Source organism: Planktothrix pseudagardhii, assembly GCF_904830925.1.
GTDB classification, from domain to species: Bacteria; Cyanobacteriota; Cyanobacteriia; order Cyanobacteriales; family Microcoleaceae; genus Planktothrix; species Planktothrix tepida.
The window spans coordinates 492,812-507,862 of sequence record NZ_LR882967.1 but is presented as its reverse complement, the minus strand read 5'-3'; the positions used below and the strand labels follow the sequence as shown (position 1 = coordinate 507,862).

General features: G+C 36.9%; 16 protein-coding genes. 7 read left to right on the top strand and 9 right to left on the bottom strand.

Annotation, left to right across the window (positions count from 1 at the left end; translation table 11 throughout):
• Positions 1 to 21: 21 nt before the first annotated feature.
• Positions 22 to 1,104, bottom strand: coding sequence for an AI-2E family transporter (locus NMK36_RS02110; RefSeq protein WP_193869061.1), 1,083 nt, complete (start codon positions 1,102 to 1,104; stop codon positions 22 to 24).
• A 138-nt stretch (positions 1,105 to 1,242) separates the two neighbouring features.
• Here NMK36_RS02110 and NMK36_RS02105 point away from each other — a divergent pair, with 138 nt between their 5' ends.
• Positions 1,243 to 1,476 carry a helix-turn-helix domain-containing protein gene (locus NMK36_RS02105; protein WP_254172886.1) on the top strand — a complete coding sequence of 78 codons (234 nt, stop codon included), beginning with the start codon at positions 1,243 to 1,245 and terminating at the stop codon, positions 1,474 to 1,476.
• Positions 1,477 to 1,753: 277 nt separating this feature from the next.
• On the opposite strand, the gene NMK36_RS02100 is transcribed toward NMK36_RS02105, so the two are convergent.
• Positions 1,754 to 2,575, bottom strand: coding sequence for a DNA cytosine methyltransferase (locus tag NMK36_RS02100; protein ID WP_072722736.1), 822 nt, complete (start codon positions 2,573 to 2,575; stop codon positions 1,754 to 1,756).
• Positions 2,576 to 2,676: 101 nt separating this feature from the next.
• Between NMK36_RS02100 and NMK36_RS02095 the strand changes: the two genes are divergently transcribed.
• Positions 2,677 to 4,599, top strand: a complete 1,923-nt coding sequence (locus tag NMK36_RS02095) for a GTPase family protein (RefSeq protein ID WP_254172885.1) — start codon at positions 2,677 to 2,679, stop codon at positions 4,597 to 4,599.
• Between the two features lie 139 nt (positions 4,600 to 4,738).
• On the opposite strand, the gene fdxA is transcribed toward NMK36_RS02095, so the two are convergent.
• A complete protein-coding gene (gene fdxA, locus NMK36_RS02090; RefSeq protein WP_072722738.1) occupies positions 4,739 to 5,074 on the bottom strand; it encodes a ferredoxin FdxA in 336 nt (111 codons plus the stop codon).
• A 249-nt stretch (positions 5,075 to 5,323) separates the two neighbouring features.
• Between fdxA and NMK36_RS02085 the strand changes: the two genes are divergently transcribed.
• Complete coding sequence (locus tag NMK36_RS02085; protein ID WP_072722739.1) at positions 5,324 to 7,054, top strand: Rqc2 family fibronectin-binding protein; 1,731 nt, start codon at positions 5,324 to 5,326, stop codon at positions 7,052 to 7,054.
• Positions 7,055 to 7,342: 288 nt separating this feature from the next.
• Here the strand turns inward: NMK36_RS02085 and NMK36_RS02080 are convergent, their stop codons facing one another.
• Positions 7,343 to 8,374 carry a peptidoglycan recognition protein family protein gene (locus NMK36_RS02080; RefSeq protein WP_245824393.1) on the bottom strand — a complete coding sequence of 344 codons (1,032 nt, stop codon included), beginning with the start codon at positions 8,372 to 8,374 and terminating at the stop codon, positions 7,343 to 7,345.
• A gap of 211 nt (positions 8,375 to 8,585) precedes the next feature.
• Positions 8,586 to 9,695: a 3-dehydroquinate synthase gene (aroB, locus tag NMK36_RS02075; RefSeq protein WP_254172883.1), complete on the bottom strand. Its 1,110-nt coding sequence runs from the start codon at positions 9,693 to 9,695 to the stop codon at positions 8,586 to 8,588.
• A 116-nt stretch (positions 9,696 to 9,811) separates the two neighbouring features.
• Between aroB and petL the strand changes: the two genes are divergently transcribed.
• The 4 genes from petL to NMK36_RS02055 all read left to right on the top strand — a co-directional run bounded on the left by petL (position 9,812) and on the right by NMK36_RS02055 (position 11,690).
• Positions 9,812 to 9,916, top strand: coding sequence for a cytochrome b6-f complex subunit PetL (gene petL / locus NMK36_RS02070; RefSeq protein WP_139295196.1), 105 nt, complete (start codon positions 9,812 to 9,814; stop codon positions 9,914 to 9,916).
• 202 nt (positions 9,917 to 10,118) lie between these two features.
• Positions 10,119 to 10,871: a hypothetical protein gene (locus tag NMK36_RS02065; RefSeq protein WP_254172882.1), complete on the top strand. Its 753-nt coding sequence runs from the start codon at positions 10,119 to 10,121 to the stop codon at positions 10,869 to 10,871.
• Positions 10,868 to 11,335, top strand: a complete 468-nt coding sequence (locus tag NMK36_RS02060; protein ID WP_254172881.1) for a HEPN domain-containing protein — start codon at positions 10,868 to 10,870, stop codon at positions 11,333 to 11,335. Before NMK36_RS02065 ends, NMK36_RS02060 begins: the two co-directional genes overlap by 4 nt.
• A 184-nt stretch (positions 11,336 to 11,519) precedes the next feature.
• Entirely contained in the window at positions 11,520 to 11,690 is a 171-nt protein-coding gene (locus NMK36_RS02055) for a hypothetical protein (protein ID WP_254172880.1), read from the top strand.
• A gap of 54 nt (positions 11,691 to 11,744) precedes the next feature.
• Here the strand turns inward: NMK36_RS02055 and NMK36_RS02050 are convergent, their stop codons facing one another.
• The 4 genes from NMK36_RS02050 to NMK36_RS02035 form a co-directional block, all read right to left on the bottom strand.
• On the bottom strand, positions 11,745 to 11,981 hold the full coding sequence (locus tag NMK36_RS02050) for a PIN domain-containing protein (RefSeq protein WP_254172879.1): 237 nt from the start codon (positions 11,979 to 11,981) through the stop codon (positions 11,745 to 11,747).
• A gap of 9 nt (positions 11,982 to 11,990) precedes the next feature.
• Positions 11,991 to 12,551 (bottom strand): hypothetical protein, encoded by a 561-nt coding sequence (locus tag NMK36_RS02045; protein ID WP_254172878.1) that lies wholly within the window; start codon positions 12,549 to 12,551, stop codon positions 11,991 to 11,993.
• A 172-nt stretch (positions 12,552 to 12,723) separates the two neighbouring features.
• Positions 12,724 to 14,856, bottom strand: a complete 2,133-nt coding sequence (locus NMK36_RS02040) for a pentapeptide repeat-containing protein (protein ID WP_254172877.1) — start codon at positions 14,854 to 14,856, stop codon at positions 12,724 to 12,726.
• Positions 14,807 to 15,025, bottom strand: a complete 219-nt coding sequence (locus tag NMK36_RS02035) for a hypothetical protein (protein WP_254172876.1) — start codon at positions 15,023 to 15,025, stop codon at positions 14,807 to 14,809. Before NMK36_RS02035 ends, NMK36_RS02040 begins: the two co-directional genes overlap by 50 nt.
• Positions 15,026 to 15,051: the final 26 nt, after the last annotated feature.

The following is a 15,051-nucleotide window of genomic DNA, read 5'->3' as shown; positions in this document are numbered from 1 at the left end:
AAAGTACGGAAAAACCAGAGTTTAGGCTTTTGTTTCAAGAGAATCTTTACTTCCCTCTTTAGATTGCATTTCTTCAATATCTAATAAATTCACAATTACCCCTGCAATGGGAACTGAGAGAAATACCCCTAGAATTCCAGCAATTTTTGCCCCAACCAGTAAAGCAAAAAACAAAACCACAGGGTTAATATTAACTGCACTTTGCATAATGCGAGGGGCAATAAAATTGTCCTGAATTTGTTGTAAAATTACACTAACAAACAATACTTGTACCGTCAAAAACCAGCCACTTTGAATTAAAACAATTAAACTGATGATTAAAATCCCTAGAGTGGCTCCTATCCCTGGAATAAAATCAAAAAAGGCAACAATAATCGCCAGGGATAATGAGAAAGGAATTCTCAAGGTACTATAAACTAAAAAACTAGATATTCCCAAGAAAAAGGAGAGTAATAGTTGACCTCTAAAAAAACCTAAAAAGCTTTTTTGCAGGGCTACAGAAAACTGACTGCGATGGGGATAAGGAATGAGTTTTAACAATAAAAACCAAAGTCTTTCGCCATCAACCAGCATAAAAAATGCAATCACAAAAATAATAATAAATGAAAGCAACGCATTAGGTAATGAAGAAAAAGTTCCTACTAAAATGCTTACCATCGAACCCAGAGATTTATTAAATTCGGCTTCTATCGGAGCGAGATTAATATTAATTCTCCGATTTGTCAAAAACTCTTGTAAGCGGTCAAACGGATTATCGGCTGAGGTTAAATTTTCAACAACGAGGCTGAGAAGCTGTTGAAATTGATTAAAAAACATCGTTCCCAAGGCTAATCCTGTAGCCACAACCAGAAATAGACTCAGAAAAATAACAATTCCCAAGGCTAATCCTCGACCCAAATATCGCTCTAAATAGCGCACGGGATAGTTGAGAAGAAAAGCTAAAATTGCGGCTAATATAAATGTAAAAAAGATATTTTCAAAATAGTTAAAAATTAGAATTAATGCCCAGCCAGAGGCAAAAAACAATAAAAAGCGCACTAAACTATTGGTACTAACGCGATTCCACAAGGCGTTATCCTGGGAATCTGGGGGTAAATTATCCATTGGGATGACTCAATTTTTGCCAACGTTGACATTTTAGCGGATCTGTAATGGGTTAGGAATGTAATTTTTAAATTGATCTGACCTATTTGAATACTTTAGTCTATGTAATTTTTGTATTCAAAGTTTTACTATTGTTTTATGAGTAAATTGGACAAAATTTTAGGGTTAGAGATCCAACGTCGTCGTACAGACAAAGGTTGGTCTCAAGAATACCTGGCAGAAATGACAGGTTTGCACAGGACTTATATCAGTCAGTTAGAACGAGGGCTAAAAAGCCCGTCCATTAGAGTTTTGAATCATATTACTAAGGCTCTAAATATAACAATGAGTGAATTTTTATTGTCTGTAGAGGAGTCTCTTCGTACTGAATGATCAGGAAATTGAACGGCTCAGGCAAGCAATTCTTGCTACTGTTGCTTCTCCGATTATTGGTTCAATTGAAGATTATACTTGGGAAGCTATTTTTCATTATATTAAAAATATTCCTGTATCTGATCCTGCACTAGGACGAACTAAACTTCTCTATGATGCTGTTAATTTTACAACAAAAACAGGTTAGTCACTAAAATCGCTGCAAATTAACAATATGAGACGGGGAAATACGTTTTGGTTTGTTATTCAAAGAGCAGATATTATTAAAAAAGCTGTTCTATTGTGAATATCCATTATATCCTCTCGATCCTACTGCTTTTACTTGGGCATGGACATTTGTACTTTCATGACGTATGATGGTTTGATAGAGATTTTGGGGAGAATCAGGATAATTTTGATGGGTATATTCTTCTCCATCTTTTAAAGAGGGTAAGTCTCCAATAGCATCTTTAATTGTTACAATAGGAGACAGGTTAGATTCAAAAATATTCAATTGCCTAGAAGATAAACTAGAGCGATAATCGCTTCTAATATCTCCTTGATGGGTAGGTTTGGGAATGTCAAGCTTTCGGTTGAGACTTGCTAGAAAAAAAGCTCTAGACCGAGTTTGAGGAATACCATAGTAAGCTGCATTTAAAATGGATGAGGTGACTTTGTAACCAAAAGATTCAAGTTTTTCAGTGATCTCATTTTTGATAATGCCTTCATAAGCATTTAGAATTTCAGGAACATTTTCCATAACCACATAAACAGGCCTAAACTCCTGTACAAATGTCAAAAAAGTTTGATACAGTTGATTACGAGAATCGTTAAAATAGCGATCACTGGCTGGAATATTTCGGGAAAAACCTTGGCAAGGTGGCCCTCCTACTAATACAGTTAATTTTTCCTGGGTTAAACCTAAAGCTAAACGAAGGTCAGAGGGGTTAACTTCCCGGATATCTTGTTGGAGAATTTTAGTGCTTGGATAGTTATATTTATAGGTAGCGATGGCTTTTTTATCGATTTCAATTGCACAGAGAGATTGAAATCCTGCCAGGTGAAATCCTGTTGTCAAGCCACCTGCACCAGCAAACAGATCAATGATTGTATATGTCATAATCTAAGATACTATAGTATTCAATTGTGATTGTCAAGTGCATGACGTTGAATAGAGTTAAGGATTTTTACTAAACGTTTATCTAAACTCATGAGAAAACTATGATTAGACTCAAACAATGGCAATGGATTGTATTAATCACGCCGATCACAATCATGGTAATTTTTTTGCTGGTGGCGGCGGGAGTCACCATTCATGACTGGGGAATTAATTGGATTTGGGCGGTATTTACCTTGATATTTTTGGGTTGGCGTTGGTTGTTAGTGAAATGGACTCAACCCTTGGTTAAACAGATGGAAACCGTCGTTGCTGAAGTCAATCAGGAACTAGAATCCTCCTTTGATGAACCCATCTCTCAACCAACTGGAAATCAAGCGATTATCCAAGTTGAAACCGCATTACAAGACATTTTAAAAGCCACCCAAAATGATCCCCCAATTTGGGAAGATAGTGTAATCTTTTGGAAACGCTGTCAAGATGTGGTGACAACTGTTGCTAATATTTATCATCCTGAAGTTAAATATCCTCTCCTCAGCATTTATATCCCTCAAGCTTATCAATTAATGCGAGGAACAGTTGATGATTTAGATCGCTGGATGGAAAAATTATCTCCAGTATTAAATCAAATTACAGTTGGACAAGGCTATGAAGCTTATCAAGTTTATCAGAAATTAGAACCCTCTGCGCGTAAACTTTGGCGGGTGTGGAATTGGGCACAATGGCTATTAAATCCAACAGTTGCTTTAGCGCGAGTTACGACTCAAAAATCTACCAATCAAGCAACACAACAATTATTAGTTAATTTAGGTCAATCCTTACGCGAATCAGCCTTAAGAAATTTGTGTCGTCAAGCGGTTATTCTCTACAGTGGAACTACCTTACCTGTAACAGAATTTGCGGTTACAACTCCCTCCCTTCCTCAAGCTAAAACACAAACTTTACGAGAAATTTTAACCCAAACTGAATCCGTTGAAACCTTAAAACAAAAACCTGTTAATTTACTGTTGGTGGGACGTACAGGCGCAGGGAAAAGTAGTTTAATTAATAGCCTCTTTCAAGCTGATAATGCAGCAGTGGATGTGTTACCAAGTACGGATAAAATTCAAAATTATCAGTGGCAAATAGAAACGGGAGAAAGCTTGAATTTATGGGATACTCCGGGTTATGAACAGGTGAATCGTCCTGAGTTGCGAGAACAAGTTTTAGATTATGCAACCAACGCAGATTTGTTATTATTAGTAACTCCAGTCCTTGATCCCGCTTTACAAATGGATGGGGATTTTTTGAAGGAGATTAAACAGCAAGGATTCGAGCTACCTATTATTATCATTATTACCCAAGTTGATCGCTTACGTCCGATGCGAGAATGGCAACCCCCCTATGATTGGCAAGGGGGAAATCGTCCCAAAGAAAAAGCGATTCGAGACGCGACAAAATATCGGATTGAACAATTAGGAGAATATTGCGATCGCGTTTTACCAATTGTCACCCAAGATCGTCAAACTCAGCGCCAACCATGGGGAATTGATGTGTTATCAATTGCCCTTTTAGATACGATTAATCCCGCTAAACAACTGCGTTTAGCCCGGTTTTTGAAAAATCGAGAAGCCCGGATTTTAGCAACGGCTAAAATTATTGATCATTATACCTTTCAAATGGCAACAACCCAAGGATTAACGGCGTTATTAAAAAGCCCCATTCTCAGATTTATTTCAACATTAACAACAGGTTCTCCCACCTTGGCTTTATTGCTTGCAGAACAAATTCCCGTCGAACAATTACCCGTTGTGATTGGTAAATTGCAAATGGCCTATGATTTGTTTATGTTATTAAATTCAGGAGAATCTGATCCAGTGAATTTTGATTTATTGGCTCTCTGGCCGTTACTGTTAGAAAATCCTAATCCCCCGGAAAAAAATGCTTGGGCTTTTGGTCATGCGTTAGTAGAATATTGGACACAAAAGCTTACAATTGGACAAATGCAGCAGCGATTTCAATTTTATTTAAAGTCTCAAAGTGCTTAATATGAAATCTTGAAAGAATTAGCCCCTCCTCTCCACCTCTCCCTGCTCTTTCCTACAAGAAGAGTGTTTTTATTTGAGAGGGAAGAGGATGTATTAGGTTTAATTTGCGTTCAGCAAACTGTTAATATTCCCTAAAAAATTACGATTCACCTGGATTAGGACTAAAATATTTATTGAACTTATCGGCTTCGCCTTTATATTGCTCTGCGTCTGGGGGAGCGGGTTTCTTGCGAGTAAGATTCGGCCACTTTTCAGCATACTCCCTGTTAATTTCTAACCAGCGTTCTGCACCTTGATATGTATCAGGGATGATGGCTTCAGCCGGACATTCAGCTTCACACACTCCACAATCAATACACTCATCAGGATTGATAACGAGCATATTTTCACCTTCATAAAAACAGTCCACAGGGCAAACGTCAACACAATCTGTGTACTTACATTTAACACAAGCTTCTGTAATAACGTAAGGCATCGCTGTTCTCCTTTAAGAACATTAATTTTTAAATTCTAAAGCCATCTCATAATCAACTAAAAAAAATTAATCAAAACTTAACATTATTTCGTTAAATAACTTAAAAAAAGGCTTTATAGGCAATTTCACTAATTAGCAAAATATTCAAACCCAGTATAATTTAAAAAAACGTTATCCTTAAAATTAGGTGGGGTATGAGCAAAAAATAATGAGACAATAGTACATGGGTAAAGTGATCAGGCAAATATTATGCAATCTGTTGATTTAACGACATTAATCGCAAGCTGTTGTGAACTGCGGAAAGACTGGCTTCCAGCGCGGTTAGAACAGGTGTATCAACGCGATCGCTTTACGATTTCTTTGGGGTTACGCACCCTCAAGCGTCGAGGCTGGTTAGATATTTCTTGGCATCCCCAAGCGGCTAGAATTTGTATTGGTGATCCTCCTCCCCGTATTCCTGATACCTTTACTTTTAGTGATCAACTGCGGCATCAATTAGGGGGATTAGCATTAGTTGAAATTCAGCAAATTGATCCTTGGGAACGAATTTTAGATCTACAATTTTCCCAGCGTCCAGGGGATAGTCCCCTCTGGCATTTGTATGTGGAAATTATGGGAAAATATAGTAATGTAATTTTAACCGGATCGGACAATAGTATTGTTACGGCAGCCCATCAGGTGAATATACAACAATCGAGTGTGCGACCAATTTTAACAGGTCAACCCTATGAACTGCCTCCTAAATTAACCGAACCCATTCCCAGTTTAAATGAGCCTCAATCTCGTTGGCAAGAGCGTGTCAGTTTAATTCCCAGTGCTTTAAAACAACAACTCTTAAAAAACTATCGAGGCTTAAGTTCGGGGTTAGTGTTATCGATGATTCAAGCTGCTAATTTAGATCCCACTCAACCCACACATACTTTAAGGACAGAAGACTGGAATCGGTTATTTAAAAGTTGGCAAACTTGGTTAAAAACTTTAGAAAATTATAATTTTTTTCCTTATTATACTTCAAAAGGTTATGAGGTTATTCCTTGGACTTCAGAAACGGTTTCTGACGTTAAATCTATTCAAATTTTACTCAATACTTATTATACTAATCAATTAAATCATCAAGAATTTCAGCAACTCCGGCATCAAATTAATCAAAAAATCAATAATGTTTTAACGAAATTGCAATTTAAAGCCGAACAATTTATTCAACGGTTACAACAATCTGATGAAGCCGATGAGTATCGGGCAAAAGCCGATCTATTAATGGCATTTCTGCACGAATGGAAACCGGGCATGAAGGAGATTTTGTTACCGGATTTTGAGACGGGAGAACCGGTTAAAATTCCCCTCAATCCAGAGAATAATGCCGTCTGGAATGCTCAAAATTTATATAAACGACATCAAAAGTTAAAACGAGCCAGAATTGCCGTTGAACCCCTGTTAAATGAAGTTAAAACCGAGATTAACTATTTAGAACAAGTTGAATCAGCAATTAGTTTAATTGAAACCTATAAAACTGCCGAAGATTTACAAACCTTAGCTGAAATTCGAGAAGAGTTAATTCAACAAGGTTATATTAATGTTCCTGATAATCGCAGTTCTAATTCTCCCTCATCCATAGAATTCTATCGCTATCAAACTCCCAATAATTTTGAGGTTTTAATCGGCAGAAATAATCGTCAAAATGATCAATTAACCTTTAAAGTTGCAACGGATTATGATTTATGGTTTCATACTCAAGAAATCCCCGGTAGTCATGTATTGTTGCGGTTAAGTGCGGGACAGGTTGCTGATGATATGGATTTACAATTTACAGCTAATTTAACCGCCTATTATAGTCGCGCCAGACAAAGTGAACAAGTTCCAGTTATTTATACTAAACCCAAGCACGTTTATAAACCCAAAGGGTCTAAACCAGGGATGGTGATTTATAAACAAGAAACCGTGATTTGGGGGAATCCTCATCAAGCTAAAATTGCATTGTGATATTAATAGAAATTAGTGTCAAATTAAAGCCCTGAACTAAAGTTCGGGCTAAAAGCTTAAGTCATCTAAAGATGACTAATAATTAGGAATGAAAAATAAATAACTTGCACAACTAAACCCTGGAAACCTTGATCCACTGTAAACTATTTCTCAATTAGTCACCTTATTGGTTTTTCATTCCTAAGATCATTCTTCATTAACCAGTTTTAACGGGTTTTAGCTTTGAGCCTGAAATTTATTTCAAGGCTTTTCTTGTGTCAATATTAGCTGTTCCCTACTCTAACTATTCTAATTCAGATAAGCCGATTGACAACTAATCATAATTTCTTGAGTTCGGGGATAGGATTGTAAATATTGAAGAAACAGTTGAGCATCAAAACTTCTGGGATCTCGCCTTTCTCCTGAACGATCAACTGCCGCATGAGTCGTAATTCGATAATCAGGAACCCCAGTTTTTGCCACTAACCATGCTAAAGATTGATATTGTGCAGCCGTATAACCACTATGAGAATCAGCATTATTGCGACCATCCGCAGGCGTTTCTAAAGAAACATGATAAGCAAAATTATTCACAGAAGGAGGACGTTGAGGATGGGTTTTTACAGTTTCCGTTCCCGTTGAAGTAGCAAATACAGAATCTCCCGCACCAAATGCTCTTAAATCAGGGGGAACAATATAAACAATATCCCCCGTTAACATAATTAAAGTATGATAACTCGCTTGATTATCCTCGGAATTTTGGGCAGTTTGGAAAAAATTGACCGCACTATAAACATCCGATACAGTTTCATGAATCACTACAATTGGGGCATTATTTACAGGTTGCCCATTAATATCATAAAGAAATCGTTGTCCATAATTTGTCGGATTTGCTAAGGCTTGATATTCATTGGGAGCATAACTCATCCCGCCTTGAAGATTGGCTGTTTGTACATCCGTTGGTCGCCGAAACCGATATAACGTGACGGGATTCACAGGTGGCCCAACTCTCCCACTCGCGGTCGGGTTAGGATCAGGTTGTAATGCACAGGTTCCAGGGACAGGAACATTATTCACATTCGCCACCGTTTTTGGTTGCGCGTGAGTCGCCTCTGGCTGTTCTGGAAGTTCCTCAGCCACCACCAGTTTGATGTCTGGAGATGGGGAGAGAGAGGGAGAGACTGTTTCAGCAATAACCCGCTCAAATTTTGGCGGAGAAGGCATTTGGCTCCATAATGACATCCCTTGGGCTACAAGCCAATCTTTATTTTTGAGTCCAACCGTTACTCCAATCCCTAGTAAATACAGGGTTAACAACAGAATAGGCGTCCATTTTCTCATGGGTGAGTTAGCCAATATTAAGTGCAACGTTTTCCAGTTTACTATGACAAAAATCAAGCGAAAAAAAAACCACTGGTAATCAGCCAGTGGGTGAGGAACGAAACGTGATTTTGGTGTGAGGAGGAGTTAACTTGCTTATGATTTACAGATTATCGTCACGATATTGAGTTATTGTGTCAATTTGATGACAAAGCTATGAATTTTTCCAGCATTAAGCCAAACAACGAACGGGAAAGTTTTCTAATACTTGACGAATCACATCAGACGTGACTTGATCTGTAACGATCGCTTCTCCGATGCGAGTTGGTAAGACAAATCGCACTTTTCCAGCCTTGACTTTTTTATCGGTTTGTAGACTATCCAAAATATCATCCAGATTTAATCCGGGGGGGAGTTGGGTCGGTAATCCCGCCTTTTCAATTAACGCGAATTGTCGTTTATCACTGTCTTGATCCCATAATCCTAATTTAACCGCAATTTGACTTGCGGCTACCATCCCAATTGCTACGGCTTCCCCATGAATTACAACGGTATATCCGGTTAAACTTTCCACCGCATGACCAATCGTATGACCATAATTTAAAATCGCTCTTAACCCGGATTCTTTTTCATCTTGACTAACAACATCCGCTTTACTTTGACAAGAACGAGTTAAAATTTCTTGTAATAATCCAGAGTCTAAAGATTGGATTTGATCTAAACCTGGGGATTGTTCGAGTTTAACAAATAATTCCTCATCCCAAATTACACCATATTTAATCACTTCTGCCATTCCGGCTCTAAATTCTCGTTCAGGAAGGGTTGGCAAAACATCAGGATCAATTAACACTAATTTCGGTTGATGAAACGCCCCAATTAAGTTTTTTCCATGGGGATGATTAACGCCTGTTTTCCCTCCAATAGACGCATCCACCATTGCTAATAAAGAAGTCGGAACCTGAACGACATTAATCCCTCGTAACCAAGTCGCCGCCGCAAACCCGGTCATATCTCCAATAATTCCACCCCCTAATGCCACCATTGTAGAGGAACGTTCTAATCGGTGTTTTAATGCAGCATCATAAATCATTTGTAGGGTTTCGGGGGTTTTGTATTCTTCACCTGCTGGAAGGGTACAAATCGCCACATCAAACCCCGCTTGTTCTAAGGAAATGCGGGCACGTTCTCCATAATAATTAAAGATTTCTGGGTTAGAAACTAATAATATTTTTTTGCCTAAATTTAATGGGGTGATCAATTCCCCTAATCGATCTAAGTGTCCTGCACCGATGGCAATATTATAGGATAATGACCCTAAATTAACCCGAATCATCGACTCCATATTCTTCCCCTCATTAACTCACCCTTAAAAATTGTATTCTATTTTTTACCCCTTAAGGATGATCACGGACGGATCACTCATGATTCAATGGAGAGTAATGTTTATGGAGTTGTGTAATGCTTACAGTGGATGGCGCGATCGCTTACGTTATCATCTATGCGGGAGCTTTAGTTGCAGCAGCCGGAATTATGTTTACCCTGCGTGCGGTTAAACTGATCTAATCCTACCGTAGAGACGCGCCACGGCGCGTCTAAACTGGTTGTTGTGTTTAAGTCCCGTTAGAAGAGAGTCCTGAAGGACTCACATGGGAGTAAGAGGAAACTACAGCACACACCGTATGAAATTTCAATCTGAGCAATAACTAGAGTTAACTTTTCGTTACCTACTTGTTGATTTTTCCGCCTACTTACTTAGGATGTAATAATGGTTAATATTAAAAGGCATATTTTTCTTTTATCTTCTCATCAAAATAATCTTTTTTCATATCGGTTTAATAATTTAATTTCAAATTTAAACATAAAATATTGGACTATAGTAATTTATTATAATGGAAATCCTCGAATAATTAGTTCATCTTGCCACCCAGAAACTAGGACAGTAATTCAAGAATTATTAAACTGTATTAAAACAGCTTCAAGTTCTATTGCATCAGTTCAATTTGATTTATCGGAGCCTATGGAAAAGTCTAATATTTTTGATCTTAATTTTTTGGGATATAATTGGACATTGAACGCATCTTATATCCATTCATTATCAAACAGTTATCAACCCATCATTCCTTATAATGAAATGCTAAAAGAAACAGACAATATAGATTTTCAATTGCTTCAATTAATTCGCAAACACATGATTGAATATTACCTTTCTAGCCCCAAAAAAAGTTTAATTGAATCAGTTCGATATAGTTGTAGCAAACTTCTACAATTATTAACATCTAAATATGAATTTGATAATTTTATATTATCTAACGGGTATTTGAGTTTTGCTGTTACTATTAGTTCCCCTTACTATCTACTAATTGAAGAGCGCGATCCCGAAGAACTATTAATTCTTTCTAGTTTTAATGATCCATTAGAACAAGATTTTATAAAGCTCAATAAATTAGATACTAAAAAGGCTAAATTGTTAGTTTTTTCGGGTCAAACTTTAATATTAAATGGAGATATTCCCGCATGAGATTTCCTAATGAAATAGCTAAATCATGGGTATCTAAAGCCGAACAAGAAACAGACGATTTCAATCGTTTTGTTTCGCTTTGGTTTGCATTTAATGCCTTATATAATGAATTTTTCTTTGGAAATGAACGTCGAGCCATTAAAGATTTTATAGACTTTTCAAGATTGCAAATAAGACGAGAAGCATTAATAGAAATATTTAGAGACGATTCATCTTTATTTTTTACAACTAGAATTATTCGGGATTGCCGAGATACTGGTAAAGATACATTAGAGGATTCATACAAATTAAATGATCGTCGTTCTACTCCGAAATATCGATTGAAGGCACTTTTAATGATTTTATATCAAGTCCGATGTAACTTATTCCACGGGAATAAAATTTATCATCGAGATTCTGATAAAGAAGTTGTGCGTAATGCAGCTAATGTTTTACTAAAAATTCTTCAAGCTTACCTTAATTAAAATAAATAAAAAATGCAATATATATCAATACTTCGGACAGTTTTTGAAGATAGGCTTGAGGTAAGGAACGATGTGAAGAAAGTCAGAAAACAAGTAAATCCGTTGGGCTGTCTGTAATCAAATCAGAAAAAAGCTATCTTTCTGGTAAGCTAAAATAATCTCCATTAGCTCAAAAGATAGCGCAATGAATATTGAACTCATACTACAACCGATGGTCGGGGTTAGTCAAGCCCAGAAAAAATTTCTGGTGATTTTATTTTCTACAATTTTGTTGCTGTATGGGAAAGTCAACTTTACTAATCTAAGTTGTTACAGTTCCCTCAGTGAAAAAAACTTATCGTCGTCAATTTCTTAAAGCTTTTAATTTTCCCCAATTCAATCAGTATTTTTTGCAAGCTGCTGTGTCTAATCAGAATACAGTGATTGCTATAGCATCAGGAATTTTTAGCTTTTCTACTAGCACCGAAGATAGACGGTTGAGCATACCCCAGGAGATAATAAGCTGAACCGACCCTAACGTACAGGTTCCTTCTCGAACAATTTTAACTAAAGATTGGCACGCTGTATCTTGCTTGCCTTTTCTATCAGCAAGTAGAGCAGCACACCAAATATTAAGATCTAGGCATAACCGAAGCAAATCGCTCATGAAAACTTATTAAGAAGTTAGGCAAACAGCTAAAGATAAAATATCATCTTCGGTTTCAAGTTCCTCTAGTTCATCAATTTTCATGTGTTCCATAATCAAATGATGGGCTGCTTCATACTTCGTATCCAGCAATGTACGAATATAGTCTTGAGTCTCACCCAATTCTTGACTTGATGGTTTTAAAGAAATGGCATTCAAGCCTAATTTAGCTAAAGACAACAAAATTTCTAAAGCTCTTTTATTACCTGTTGAAGCTTCATAGAATATCAGACGATTAAAATCATCAAAGCTAAGGGTTAAAACAGAAACAAGCTTTTCTTGATGACCAAGCTTTAAGGGAATTTCTACCCTTTCAATTTCTGGTGTAAATCCAATTTCATTTAATCTTCTTCGAGTCTGACTATCCTCGCTCAAAATTTCTTGATCTAACCCATTATTTTTGTACCCTAAAGCTCGATTAAGGGTTCTCATTCCAATGCGATAATTGCCGTTGGGCATTTGATAAAACTCAATTCCCAAGGATTTTAAAGACGAAATTGTTTGTAGCTGTGCTTGAACAACATCCATCATTGTCACCTTGATTCTGCTTTTATTTTAAACCCAGATTACCAAAAATCAGCCAAAATCGACTGCTTGGGATGATTATCCTGACTGTTCAGGCTTTTCAGCCTTCATTCTAGCAAAAATTTGTATCAAGTGTTTGGATAAAGGGAAAAAGAGAGTCCTTCAGGACTTACTACTTTTAATTAATTTCTTCACCATCTAAGAAAATTCGAGTTTGATCTGATAACCCCGAATTATTGCCTAATTTAATCCCTGAAATTTGAGCTTCAGCAATGCCACTGCGGAATAAATTGGCACCCCGTAAATCGGTATATAATAAAATCGCATCTTTCAAATTGGTATGACGGACAATGGCATTTTCTAAAGAGGCATAACTAAAATCAACCTGCTTCAAATTAGCACGGGTTAAATCGACTTCTGTTAAGTCCGCATGACGGAGAATGCTTTGAGATAAATTCGTATCTCGCAGTTGGGCATGAATCAAAATAGCTTGACTTAAATCGGCTTGAGTGAGAGTTGCACCCGTGAGATTAGTATCCACTAAATTTGCTGATTTTAAGTTAGCTTGGGTGAAGACAGCCCGCTCTAAAATGGCTCCTCGCAAATTAACATTTTCTAAATTAGTGGCGGTTAAATTAGCCCCGCGTAAGTCAGCACCTTGGAGATTTGCGCCTTGAAGATTGGCTCGACTTAAATTCACATTGGTTAGATTCGTATAACTTAAATTTGCCCCGGTTAAATTCGCTGCATTTAAGTTAGCCAGTTGTAGATTAGACTCAGATAAATTGGCTTCGGTTAAATCGGCATTTCCCAAATCAGCTTCTTGTAAATTAGCCTGGGTAATGATGGCTCCTGTTAAATCAGCGCGATTCAAATTCGCTAGTTTTAAATTCGTACAGGTTAAGTTAGCGTGTTTTAATTCGGCTCGACGAAAATCGGTTTGGGTTAAAGTGGCATCCATCAGGTTAGTATAATTTAGGTTAGAAATAAAAAATTTGGTTTCTGTAAAGATTCCCTGACTTAAATCTGCACGGCTCAGTTTAGCAAGGCTTAAATCCACTTGAATCAGTTCAATAGATTTTAAATCCACATCGCGTAAATCCGCCCCGCGTAAATCCTTTCCTTTTAACTGCAATTCTTTAACATTAGTATTGCGTAAATCGGGGCCTTTATATTGACAAAATAGGCGATAGGTGTTTAATTCCGTTTCGGATTGAGTTCCGGGTAGCCCCGCTTTTGTTTTTACTAAAAAATATTGTACATTTTCAGTAAATAAAGTAAACACTAAATTAAAAATTTCTAGGAACTGAATGACTCCTTGACATCTGACTTCTGTATGGTCTTGGTAGAATTGAATTAAATGAGCAATACAAATATCTAAATAGCTGCGGGAAGAATTGCCAATCAGCACTAATTTTAGCAATAAAATCACTAAGGTCAGTTGACCTCCTTGCCGAATCATTAAATTAAATAAAAAGGAGGGTGGTTTTCCTTTTTCAATTAATAAATATTCAATGAGACGATTACAAGTTCTACTAATTAACGGTTTACTAACAATATCATCATCATGAATAGAGTACAAAGATTCCAATTTTTCTTCTATTTTATCCCTGATAATATTGGCAGGATATTGTTGATTGATGTGAAACATCAAATATTGAGGTAAACACTGTTTAAATTTCTCATAACTCAAATTTTGAGTATTATTTAAAAATAAATTGGCTTGAGTTCCATAATTAAACACGCGCTGGGTAGAAATCGTTTGTTTAATTAAACTCACGACTTCATCTCCTAATTGAGTCGGGTTTTTTGGCTGACGATTTCGACCCGTTGGAGATTCCAACCGAGCAATATACATCGCTAAATCAAATTTATATTGATCTTTAAGCTGTTTAATTAACGTCCGCGCGACTTCTTTTTGTTCCCTAGAATTGTGGGGGTTAAGGTATTGAGAAACTAATAAATAAGATTGATAACGACTACTCCAGTCACTCCGCTCTAAGTTGGCGCATCGTAGCAACTCTTGATAATCTTCACTAGCTAAAAAAGTTTTCAGCCATAACAGGAGGCGGCTTTCTTGAATTGATAAGCAGGTTTGATTACAATCTGGGGATTCTGAGAGTGTATTAATCAGTTTTCTAATAAAACTGTGTTGGCGCTTCAGCAACCAATTATTAATCAGGATATAGCAACAGCGCTTGATAATTCCTTGAAAATGGGGTTCTCCTTCCTCATGACTTAAAATTTCCTCTAAGGCGACTTTAATCTCCGGTTTTTGGGGACACAGGAGGTAAAAAAAATAATTGTTCAAAGGAATCTAAAACGGCTCCTGGGCTATCCGTTTGTACCCGATTTAAAAAGAATTCGTAAATTAGGTCTGCACTCATTTTTAAACGAGTATAAAGAGGATACTCTGTAGAAGATAAGGACAAAGATTGATTAGAATTACTAATCAATTTATCTTTAACGAGGTTAGCCATCAATTGTACTGGGTGCTTATACTGTT